Origin of the sequence: Dokdonella sp. (assembly GCF_017744955.1) — a bacterium.
Lineage (GTDB): Bacteria > Pseudomonadota > Gammaproteobacteria > Xanthomonadales > Rhodanobacteraceae > Dokdonella_A.
This window is the reverse complement of record NZ_JAGIAG010000010.1, coordinates 101,535-113,179: the sequence shown is the minus strand read 5'-3', so window position 1 is coordinate 113,179 and position 11,645 is coordinate 101,535. Positions and strand designations below refer to the sequence as shown.

Annotated in this window: 5 protein-coding genes; 2 read left to right on the top strand and 3 right to left on the bottom strand. The window is 69.4% G+C overall.

Features of this window, described 5'->3' with window-relative positions:
* The 3 genes from J7520_RS16875 to J7520_RS16865 all read right to left on the bottom strand — a co-directional run.
* A partial coding sequence (locus tag J7520_RS16875) for a hypothetical protein (protein ID WP_291190764.1) occupies positions 1-2,159 on the bottom strand: 2,159 nt, incomplete at its 3' end.
* A 483-nt stretch (positions 2,160-2,642) separates the two neighbouring features.
* On the bottom strand, positions 2,643-3,284 hold the full coding sequence (locus J7520_RS16870; RefSeq protein ID WP_291190760.1) for a TetR/AcrR family transcriptional regulator: 642 nt from the start codon (positions 3,282-3,284) through the stop codon (positions 2,643-2,645).
* Between the two features lie 104 nt (positions 3,285-3,388).
* Complete coding sequence (locus J7520_RS16865; RefSeq protein ID WP_291190757.1) at positions 3,389-6,250, bottom strand: TonB-dependent receptor; 2,862 nt, start codon at positions 6,248-6,250, stop codon at positions 3,389-3,391.
* A 919-nt stretch (positions 6,251-7,169) separates the two neighbouring features.
* On the opposite strand from J7520_RS16865, the gene J7520_RS16860 reads away from it, so the two are divergent.
* Positions 7,170-10,739: a S8 family serine peptidase gene (locus J7520_RS16860; protein ID WP_291190753.1), complete on the top strand. Its 3,570-nt coding sequence runs from the start codon at positions 7,170-7,172 to the stop codon at positions 10,737-10,739.
* A gap of 178 nt (positions 10,740-10,917) precedes the next feature.
* Positions 10,918-11,604 carry a TetR/AcrR family transcriptional regulator gene (locus tag J7520_RS16855; RefSeq protein ID WP_291190749.1) on the top strand — a complete coding sequence of 229 codons (687 nt, stop codon included), beginning with the start codon at positions 10,918-10,920 and terminating at the stop codon, positions 11,602-11,604.
* Positions 11,605-11,645 lie beyond the last annotated feature (41 nt).

Below are 11,645 nucleotides of genomic sequence, written 5' to 3'. Positions count from 1 at the left end.
GTGTGGGCGCCGTCGGCGAGGGTGGTGTCGTTGAAGTCGTAGAACGGCGTGCCGCCGGAGCTGGAGTTGTCGTCGACGCCGGTCCAATCCGGGTTCGGCTCGGTGCTGCCGGGCGTGGCCTCGAAGCTCGGATCCTTGACCGGCTGCTCGAACGGACCGCCGCCGGCGCCGTCGAAGCCGTCGCAGAAGATCGTGTCCTTCGCCGAGCACGGATCGACCGCGACCGGAGCCACCGTGACGTTCACCGGTACCGTCACCAGCGGCGTCGCCGGATCGTTGCTGGTGACGCACAGATTCGCCGAGTAGCTGCCGGCGGCGAGCGAGGACGCATCGACGGTGACCGTCGAATCGGCCGATGCACCGCCTGCCAGCGAACCGCTGGCCGGCGCCACGCTCAGCCACGGCACGTCGCTCGGGTTGTCGCAGGTGGCGCCGCCGCCTTCACCCAACGTCACGACCATGACCAGGTGGAAATCCTCGAAGCCCATCTCGTCCGTCGAGGTCGGATCGGCCAGGCCGCAACGGTCCGAGGACAGGAACGACGGATGCGTCTGCGGCGAGGCGTTGGCGCCGGGCAGCAGGAAGCCTTCACCCGATTCGTTGCCGTCGGTGTGGAATTCCACCACCAGGTCGTTGCCGGCGGTGTCGGCAATGGCCCCGGTGACCGGGATCGTCACCGTCACGTTGCCGCCGCTGATCGTGCCCGTGGCGGTCCCGATCGGCGTCAGCGCGGCGCGGTCGATCGTGTCGACCGGGGTCGAATGCGGAATCGTGAACAGGTTGATCGTCACCGGCAGGCCGTCGAGCACGACGCCGCCGCTGCCGCCGTTCTGTCCGGCACCGATCGTCACGCTCGCCACGTTCGCGCTCGCGCCCACTTCGGGATGCTCGTTGAAGTAGAAGCGACGCCACCAGCTGTTGTCGAAGGTCTGCTCCGGCGCTTCCTCGCCGTTCTCGCCGCAGGCGATGCCGCTGTCACCCATCGTGTTGTCCGGCATCTGCGAGATCGTCAGGCCGCCGAGCACCACCGGCTGCACGGGACGCTTGCCGACGACGATCGAGGACGGAAGCGCGCGGGCGAACTTGCCCTGGCCGAGCTGTACGCCGGAGCGCACCGCATGCTTGGTTCGCGTCGCTTTCCGATTGGCCGTCGCCTTGGCCGCCGCTTCGGAAATCGAATACGTCAGCGTGCCGCCGCCGGTGTTCGCGACGGTGAGCGTGCCGGTCTCGGTAGCGCCCGCGTCGACCGCGATCGCCAGCGGCGACGGCGTCACCGCGATGACCGGAACCGGATCGCCGGCCGCGAAGTTCGCGATCACCGTGCAGTCCGCGCTCACCGCCGTCGTCGTGTACACGTTGCCGGCGAGCGTGCCGCCGCAGGTGCCGCCGACGTTGTCGAGGTGGAAGCCCGAGGCCGGTGTCAGCGTGAAGCTGGTGGTCGTCCCGGAGCTCACCGTCTGCGCGGTGTCCGGCGAGATCGTGCCGGACGGCGTGCCGACGCTCGGCGTCACCGTGTAGGTCGTGCCGCCGGGGATCGTGATCGGATTGCCGTCACCGTCGTAGGCATACTCGACGATCGTCGCCGGGAAGCCGCTCGGGCCGGTGGTGGTCACGCGCGCGTAGCCGTAGCACACGCCGCCGGCGACCGGGTTGGTCAGGCGGCCGTCGCAGTTGAACTTGAAGCCGATGTAGCCGTCGGCACCGGCCAGCCAATCCGCCGATGCGGCCTGGTCGCCGTCCAGGAACGTCGACGAGGGGCCGATCACGGCTCCCGCTTGCAGCACGACGAACTTGCCGGAGGCGTCGACGACGATCTCATCGCCCTGGTCGTCCACGGCGGTCATGTCGAAGGTCGCGTTGCCGGCGCCGGATGCCCAGAAATTGAGATCCCAGTTGCCGGTGATCGGGCCGCTGTCGTCGAATGCGCCGGTGACCCAGTTGATCGTGGTGCCGTCGAAAGTCTGCGGGACGACCTTGTTCAGCGCGGGCGAAGTGTAGATGCCGTTGCCGGCTCCCGCCGTCGCCGGAGGTCGGGACGCCGTACTCGCCTGCGCCGAAGGGACTTGTACGACGCCGGACGCGAACACCGCGCCGGCGATCGCCGCTGCGAGTCCGAGCGACTTCGACCAAGCGTGCGTGCGCTTGCTTCTTTGATACATCCTCATGCATTGATCCCCAATCGAGGTGCTCGCGACGGCTCTGGCCGTTTGCGGCACGGTGAGACGTTCATGCGGGAGATCGAATCGGCGCGGTTCGTCTTCGAGCAGCCGAAGGAGCTGACTGCTGTCGTTGCGGCTGCACGCGCGGTCCGGCGCGAAGCGACGAAGAACGGGTTCCGTGTCCGCGACTGTCAGGATCTCCAGTGCCTTGATGCTCGCGGACCGCCCGCCCTACGGTCCGTCCGCCTCGTCGAACGATTCCGCTCGGGACTTCGGCCATCGAGGAACGCGTCGACGAAATCGCCTCGTATGCGGATCGGAGAGCGGGCTTCGACGATGGTTCGATCGGTTTCGATGGAAATATCCGTCTGCGAGAAACGCTGCGGCGGGAACGGTGGCATCCGTTTGATAATCGCACCGCGTTTCCGATCGCGGCACTGTACAAATCGCGCGATTCATTCAGGCCAAGCGGCGCCGCGCGCGTCACGTCCGCTGCCTCGGAAGACGCGGTCCGCGCTTGCGGATGGAGGCGGAATCTTCGCCACCGCCGATGTCGGAAATTCCCGCCCGGCGAGTCGACGGGACATTCGTCGCCGGCGGTTGGAACACGTCGGGCACGCATCGCTGCAAGGCGGGCCCCACCAGGGTCGGCCCCAAGGTCAGCAGCAGGAAGCGCAAGGAGCGCTCCGCCCACGGCGGATCGTCGGGCGCCGCAGGGGAATCGCCGGAGAGATCGCGCGTGAGCGTCAGCAGCGATTGCAGCAGGCGCGTGCCGTTGGGCGACTGGTCGACGACGACCATGCGCCGCAGATAGTCGCGTACGTCCGCTTGCGACGCCAGCAGGTTTCCGATCGACGCGGCGAAGGTGTCCAGCTTCTTCGTGCCGGAATACGCCGCTGACGCGGCCGCCGCCTGCTCGAACAGCGAGCGCAGCCAGTCGTCGACCGCGTCGAGCAGATGCTGCTTGCTGCCGAAGTGATAGGTGATCAGCGTGACCGACGCCTGCGCGTCGAGCGCGATCGCGCGCAGCGACGCGCGTTCGTAGCCGTCCGCGGCGAACCGATGCAGCGCAGCTCGCAGGATGCGTCCGCGTCCGGCCGAATCGCCGGATCGGGGTTCACTCATGTCGTCGCGCCTCGCCGCAGGCCGTGCTTCCGAATCCCCTACGGGACAGACGCGCGGATGCGCGCATCCCCTACCCCGCGACGGCGATCGCGATCAGGCGGCGGTCAGAAGCGATGAGTGACGCGCAACGCGTAGTAGCGGCCGATCGCGTCGTCGAAGGCGGCGTTGAATCCGGCGGCGGCTTCGTCGTAGTAGCGCGGCGTGTGATCGAGCGCGTTGTTGACGCTCAACGTGAACGCCCAGCGCGGAACGCCGCCGTAGGTGAGATTGAGGTTGAGCAGCGAGAACGGCGGAATCGAGCACTTGCCCTGCACGTTCTTGTACTCCGGACAGCCCGTTCCGGCCTCCGCATAGGGCTCGAGCGAATACGAGCCGACGTAGCGCAGATGCGCCGCGCCGCTCCAGTCGCCGCGCGTCCAGCGAAGCGACGACACGCCGGTCAGGCGCGGCGTGTCGGCGTATCCGGCGCTGCGCGCGGTGGCGACGCCGGGCGCGACGCGGCGATCGAGGCGGTCGAGGTAGTTCAGCCCCAGCGTCAGCTGGAAGCGTCCGACGTTCTCGCTGCCGAAGTCCCAGCGTGCGTCGAGGTCGGAGCCGCTGGTCGTGGTCTGTGCCAGGTTGGCGAGCTTGTTGCGCAGGGCCGTCAGCTGGCCGGTGCCGTTGCGCTGCAGGATGTCGCCGAACTGTTCCGGGTGATCGAGCACGTAGGCCGGCGACGCGATCGCGATCTCGTCGTTGCGGACGCTGCGATACACGTCGAGGCTGAGGCTGAAGGTGGACGAAGGCGCCCACACCGCGCCGAAGGCGGTCGTGCGCGTCTTCTCCGGACGCAGCGAGAGATTGCCGCTCGTGCTGACGTCGAGCTCGCACAGGCTGCGTCCCTCGCTCGCCACCAGCTCCCGCTCGCACGGCCCCGCCGATTGCGGCACCCAGACCGAGCTGGCGGCGGCCACGCTGCGTGGCTGGTGCAGTTCGAACAGCGTCGGCGCACGGAAGCCCGACGACCTCGACGCGCGCAGGATCAGGCTGTCGAGCGGATTCCAGCGCAGGCCGAAGGTGGGCGAGCCGTGCGAGGAAAATCCGGCGGTCTTTTCCTGGCGCCAGGCGAGCGAGGCGTCGAAGCGCTCGGCGATCGGCAGCTCGAACATCACGTACGCGGCGGAAGCGTTGCGATCGAACGATTGCACGTATTCCGCCGGCTGGTTCAGCAGCTTGCCGGCCGTCAGCGTCTCGTCTGGCTGCTGCTCGATGCCCTCGCGGCGAATTTCGACGCCGGCGGTCGTCGACACCGCTCCCGCCGGCAGATCGAAGGCGGCGCCGGAGGCTTCCAGCGACAGCGCGTTCAACGTGGTGACGCCCTTTCGCCGGACCTGCGGTGCCATCGCATCGCGCAGTGCGCGGCTCGGCGGAACCTCGCCGAAGCTGTAGGACTCCTCGCCGAAGCTCAGCACGTTCGAGCGCACCAGCCCGTCGATGCGGTCGTCGACGCGATTGCGCTGGGCGCTGGCGTCGAGATTCCACGACCAGTTGCCGACGGAGCCGCGCGCGCCCGTGTCGACACTGAGCAGATTGGAATCGGTCGTTTCGCGCACGGGGCCGATGTCGTTGAAGGAATACAGCAGCGCGACGGGGTCCTGGTCGGATTCGAACGGCAGCAGGACGGTCGCGGCGGACGGTGCCGCCTGCTGACTCTGGTGCAGGTCGTTGGCGCGCAGATTCGCGTAGACGCGCGTCGATTCGCCGAGCGGCATTTCCACGCGTCCGAGCAGCGACTTGCCCACCTTGCCGTTCTGCAAGGTCGTGTAGCGTGCGCCGTCGAGCAGGCAGAGGCCGTCGTCGGACAGCGTGCCCTGGCAACCGGGCGCGGCGGCACGGCGGAGGGTGTTGTCCTTGTTCAGGTACAGATAGTTGCCGCGGAACGAATACTGGCTGCGTGCGTCGAGCAGGCCCTGGCGGCGCTGGTCGAGCGTGTACCAGGAGCGCCGGTCGCCGAGCAGCGGATCGCCGTGCAGATAGGCGACGTTGAGCAGCAGGCCGATGCCGCTCTCGGTGCGCTTGCCCCACAGAAACGAGGACTGCTGCGTAGCGGCGTCGCCGCGGCTGGACTGGCCGATCGACTGGCTGAATTCGGCGCTGGAGAAATCGTGGCGCAGGATCAGGTTGACGACGCCGGCGACGGCGTCCGAGCCGTAGATTGCCGAGGCGCCGTCACGCAGGATTTCGATGCGCTCGACCATCGCCAGCGGGATCGAATTCAAGTCGGACACGGTGCCGGTGGCGTCCTGCGGCAGGCCGTAGCCCGCGATGCGCCGTCCGTCGACGAGGAACAAGGTGCTCTTGCTGCCGAGCCAGCGCAGCGCGACGGCGGCCGCGCCGGAGGCGCCGGTCTTGAAGCTCGAATCGCTCGCCGACGCCATCGCCTCGGGCTGGTTGGCGACCTGCATGCCGGGCTGCGCCTTCAGCAGGTCGAACAAGGTCAGATAGCCGCTGCTGTCGATCTGCTCGCGCGTGATCTCGGTGACCGGCATCACGCCCTGCACGGCCAGCCGTTGCAGGCTCGCGTCCTTCACGGTCACGGTCGACAGCTCGGTCGGCCGCACCGGTTCGGGCGAGGTCACGTGCAGTTCGCGCGTCTCGGCCTTCGTCGCCGGCTTGGGCGTGCGCTTGACGACGAAGGTGTTCGGCGTCACCGCCACCGCTTCCAGCCCGCTGCCGCGCAGCAGTTCGGCCAAGGCGGACTCGATCGAGTAGTCGCCGTCCAGGCCCGCGCTGCGGCGGCCGGCGAGCAGCTTCGCCTCGAACAGGATCTGGATTCCGCTGCGCTCGGCGAGCTCGCCGAGGACGCCGGCCAGTTCGCCGCCGGGCAGACGATAGGCGTGCCGGGACGCCGGCACGTTCGAAGCGAAGGCGCCGCAGACGTGCGAGAGGAAAACCATTCCTGCGAGCACGAAAACGTTCGCGCGCAATGCGTCAACTCCGGCGTTCTGCTCCGTTCGCGCACAAGCTCCCATGCGTGCGCCGACCGACTCTCTCGCGTTGCCCCATTCACGTATGCCGCGGTGGCGGCCCTCGACCCCAGGGCGGGCATCCTGCTCGCGTATCCCGGCGAGTCCGATCCTCGGGTTCGCCGCTCGTCTCGCTCGGACTTCGGCCGGCGAGCCAGGCGATCTTAGGCGCAAGTACACATTGTGAGGAATAGCCCAATGGGAACGGCGGCGGCGGCGACGCGCCGTGCGCGTCGCGCGGATGCGCAGCGGTGGCGGCGCTCCGCCGTGCGCTCCGCCGCCCTCGCGAAGAATGACGCCGGTGTGCGCGCGGCACCCGCGCACGCGCGCGCGAAACGATTATTGACAATGCCGGATGGCCGATCGTGCATACGGACAACGATTCGCCCGTCGTCTTGCGCACGTCGGCGAATCGCAGGCGCAGCCGATGCCGTCGCCGGATTCGCGCGTCGCACGCGTCACTCGATTCTCTCGCGCAGCAGCGCCGCCGATGCGTCGACGTCTTGTACGAATCGGAAGTTTTTGTGCAGTTCCGCCGACGATCGCGCTCGCCCTACAGTCGCCGCGCGCCGGAAATCGTGACCGATTTCAGACCCAGGAGCCGGTCCCCAGCGCCGCATGCGTGAGCATCCGCTTCAAGACGAATCTTCATAGCCATGGACGGCCATCGTCTCGCCTCGCGTCGACGCCACGCGCGCTGCGCGCCACGCCTGTAGGAATCGCCGGCGATCGTCCAGTCCGCTGCGCGAGAGACCCGTTTTCATTCAATGGTGGAGCGTGCCGCCGGCCGATATCGTCGATCGCCGACGCCTCGCAGGCGCGCTGCCGCGCGCACGCCGCCGCTCTCCGACTTTCCGCAAGCCCAGATCGAGGACCTTCCATGTTCGTACGCCCGACCCGTACCGCTCTCGCTTCCGCGCTCGTTCTCGCGCTGAGCGCACCCGCTCCCGGCGCGAGCGCCGCGACGCCGACCGTCACCGCGGCGCCGCTGCAGATCGACGCGCTGGACTCCGCCCGCGCGGATTCGCGCCGGCTGATCCTGCAGGTCGGTGCGTTCGATCCGGTGACGCAGCAGCTGGACGCTTCCGCCGTCGGCGCGGCCGACGCATCGCAGCCGACTTCCTATGCGATCGTGCAGCTCGATCCCGCACGCATCAAGGACGCGCGCCGCGAATTGCGCGCGCGCGGCGTGAAGCTCCTGGGCTACGTGCCGAACAACGCCTACTACGCGCATCTCGACGCCGTCACGCTGGAGCAGGTGCGCGCGATTCCCGGCGTGCGCTGGACCGGCCCCGTGCAGCCGGCGATGAAGCTCGATCCGCAGTTGTGGCGCGCGCGACGCGCGGCGACGACCGCGCTGCAGGAAGACGGCAGCCGCGAGATCGTGCTGTACGCGTTCGACGGCGTCTCGTCCGCGCAGATGGCCGCGACGCTGCGCAAGCGCGTGCCGGGCGCGACGATCACCGCGCGCAGCGAACCTGACCGCGCCACGCCCTATGTGCGGGTGCGCGCCGACGCGGCGCAGCTCGATGCGCTGGTGCGCGAAGCCAGCGCGATCGAAGGCGTGCGCTACGTCACGCCATGGGTACAGACGATCCTGCACAACTCCGGCTCGGTCGGTGCGATCCAGGCCAATTCGACCGCGACCTGCGCCGGCAGCGGCGCGGTCTGCGGCCCGAGCCCGCTGTGGGATCACGGCCTGGTCGGCAACGGCCAGATCGTCGCGGTCGCCGATTCGGGCACGACGCCGGACGCGGCCTGGTTCGCCACGCTCGACAAGGGCAGCGGTCCGCACACCGAAGTCACCTTCGCCGACGACCCGCCGCCGGTGCCCCCGGCGATCGGCCGCCTGTATCCGGAGAACAAGATCATCGCCTACTGGACGCAGCCGGATAACGTCGCCTACGACTACTACTCCGGCCACGGCACGCACACCACCGGCACCGTGCTCGGCGACGCCGCGGGCACGTTCGGCGCGTCGAGCTACATGCCGTCGACGCCGCTGCTGCCCAACCACGACCTCGCCGACGGCATGGCGCCGAACGCGCAGCTGCTGATGCAGGACATCGGCGGCACCGATCGGCGCAACGTCAACGCGGGCGACGTCGAAGCCATGCTCGAGCAGGCCCATGCCGGCGGCGCGCGCCTGCACAACAACAGCTGGGGTGCGCCGACTGCCGGTGCCTACGTCGCCGACGACGCGGCCGTCGATCGCGCGACGCGTCGATTCGAGGACCTGCTGGTCATCGTCTCGGCCGGCAACGACGACGCGGGCCGCACGCAGACCGGCTCGCCGAGCAACGCCAAGAACGCGATCAGCGTCGCCGCGCTCGAGCACGCCGGCAGCACGCAGCACGCCGGCTACTCCAACCTCGGCCCCGCCGCCGACGGCCGCATCAAGCCCGACATCACCGCGCCGGGCTCGAACATCATTTCCGCGCGCAACACCACCGCGTCGTCGCCGGTATCGGCCACCGTGCGCGCGCCGGTGTCGCGCCCCGACTCCGGCACCTCGATGTCGGCGCCGACGATCACCGGCAACGCGACGCTGGTGCGGCAGTTCTTCACCGACGGGTTCTATCCGCGCGGCGAGCGCAGCGCCGCCGACCGGCTCAATCCGACCGGCGCGATGATGAAGGCGGTGCTGCTCAACGGCACCAATCCGCTCGCCTCGCCGGGCTGGCCGACCGACGAGAACGGCTGGGGCCGCGCCTGGCTCGACAGCAATCTGTGGTTCAAGAACACCATGGCCGGCGGCGACGACAGCCGCCGCCTGCGCCTGTTCGAGCGCGTCAACGCCGCGGGCCTGGAGACCGGCGACGTCAACGAGTACGTCGTCGACAACGTCGCCGCCGGCCTCGAGCTGCGCGCGACGCTGGCCTGGTTCGACATCGCGGCGGCACCGGGCGCGGCCTCGGCGCTGATCAACGATCTGGACCTGGAAGTCGTCGCGCCGGACGGCACCACCTACCTCGGCAACCATTTCGAGGCCGGCGTGTCGACCGCCGGCGGCAGCGCCAACGCGAAGGACACCGTCGAACAGGTGCGCCTGCCGACGCCGGTCGCCGGCCGCTACACGATCCGCGTCAAGGCCAGCAACGTGCCCGGCGACGGCAGCAACGGCTCCGAACGCCAGGGCTACGCGTTGGCGCTGTCGGCCGCGTTCGGCATGCCCGATCCGACGCCGTTCCCGGCACCGACCGCGTTGACCGAGGCGAGCAACGGCCTCGGCGGCATCGGCATCGGCTTCACCGCCGCGGCGGGCGCGCAGAGCTTCCAGCTCTATCGCGCCGACGGCGATTGCACCGGCGCGAGCGCGGCGGATTTCCACATGGTCGCGAGCGGGGCCACCGCGCCGCTGACCGACGATCGCACGCAAGGCGGCTACTCCTACGCCTACCGCGTGCGCGGCGTGCGCGGCGACGTCGAAGGCGAGCTGTCCTCGAGCTGCGTGACGGTGGTTTCGCGCGACGCCTGCACGCTCGTGCCGAGTTTCGACACGCAGTCGCTGGTGGCCGACGGTGCGAACGCAAGCTGCAGCATCGCCCTGTCCTGGGGAGCGGCCTCCTCGCTCTGCCCGGCGGCGCCGGCGATCACCTACACGATCGTGCGCGATACCGATCCCTACTTCGGCGCGCCGACGACGCTGGCCGACAACCTGACCTCGCCGGCCTACACCGACAGCACCGTCGGCAACGGCACGCCGTACTTCTACCGCGTCTTCGGCAAGGACGCGGCCGGCAACACGAGCGAGGTGTCGACCGTCGTCGGCACGACACCGACCGGCGCGGACGGCCCCGATCCGGCCGCCTACCTGGACGACGTCGACACGCACACCTACGCGACGCTGGAGTCGCCGTGGCGGGTCACCAACACGGCGGCGAGCGCGGGCAGTCTGAGCTATCACAACGCGCCCGATGGCAGCACCTACCCCGCCAGCACCTGTGCCAGCCTGGAAACGCCGGCGCTGCGGCTGGCGGCCGGAGCCAGCCTGAACTACAAGGCGCAGTACAACCTCGAGCACGAGTGGGACGGCGTCGTCACCGAGATCTCGACCGACGACGGCGCGACCTGGACCGATCTGCCGCCGACCGGCGGCTATCCGAGCACCTTCGCCCAGACACAGGGCGAGAACCAGACCGACACGCCGGCCAACGCCTGCGGCTACGTCTACACCCACGGTGCGTTCAACGGCGTCAGCACGGCCGCCAATCCGGCCGATCCGGACAATGCGAACGCGACGCCGGCGTTCCTTTCGTTCGGTTCGGACCTGGCCGCGTACGCCGGCCAGACCGTGCGCATCCGCTGGCGTTTCTCGTCCGACCCCGCCTCGGATTTCTCAGGCTTCTGGCTCGACGAGGTGCGCATCGGCGACGGCAGCACGGCGGGCGACGTGATCTTCGCCAACGGCTTCGAACAGGGCGGCGGCAGCGACTACATGTGCCATTGAGGACGCACGGCGACCCGGCGGCGTTTCGCCGCCGAGTCGCCGCGAAGCGCTTTTCGCGCGGCCGGTTCCCGACCGCGTTCCGGGGGGAGGTAGGGTGGAATGCCCACTGCGACGTCTATGCGTTCAGCGACCAGGCCGCCAATCGTTGGCGGTCGTTCGGCGCAACGCAGGAGATCCAGTGGACGCCATCGACACCCAGCTTGCAGACCTCACGGGCAGGGCCCGCATCCGTCACGTCGCCCTGTACTTGTTCGGCGCGGACGGCTACGCGCAGACCTCGTTGCGATCGATCGCGCAGAAGGCGCGGGTTTCCCTGGCGCTGATCGCCCATCATTTCGGCAGCAAGCATCAGTTGCGCCACGCGATCGACGTCTGGGTGGTGGACACCTTCGAGAAGATCGCGCGCGACATCACCCGGACGCACGCCGGCCGCTCCAGCGAGGAACGCTGCCGCTCGTTCGCCGACGCGGTCGGCGGCATCCTCGACGCGAAGCCCGAAGTGCGCGCCTACCTCCGGCGCATGATCGTCATCGACGGCGGCCCGAACGGCGCGGCCCTGCTGGCCTCGCTGCTGGGGATCGCGCGCAGCGTCGTCGCCGAGCCGCCGCACCACCAGGACGGCGAGCCGGATCTGTCGCGCCGCTCGCTGCAATGGATGCTGCTGATGCTCGGCCCTTCCCTGCTCGAACCGGTCCTGGCGCGCTGCATCCCCGGCCTGTTCGCCGAGCCGCGCACGCCGACACGGGTCGACGCCGCGCCGGCGCGCCCGTTCCGCGTCGTCGGCGGACGCATCGACGCCCCCAACCGCACGGATGCGCGCCACACCCACGCCGCCATGTCCACATCGGAGTACTTCCGCCATTGACAAGCACGCTCGCTTCCTTCGAAGTGGGGCTTCCGATCCCC

Excerpts from the sequence above, each read along its gene's own strand:
- J7520_RS16860 (WP_291190753.1), top strand. The coding sequence starts at position 7,170 with ATGTTCGTACGCCCGACCCGTACCGCTCTCGCTTCCGCGCTCGTTCTC.
- J7520_RS16870 (WP_291190760.1), bottom strand. The coding sequence starts at position 3,284 with ATGAGTGAACCCCGATCCGGCGATTCGGCCGGACGCGGACGCATCCTG.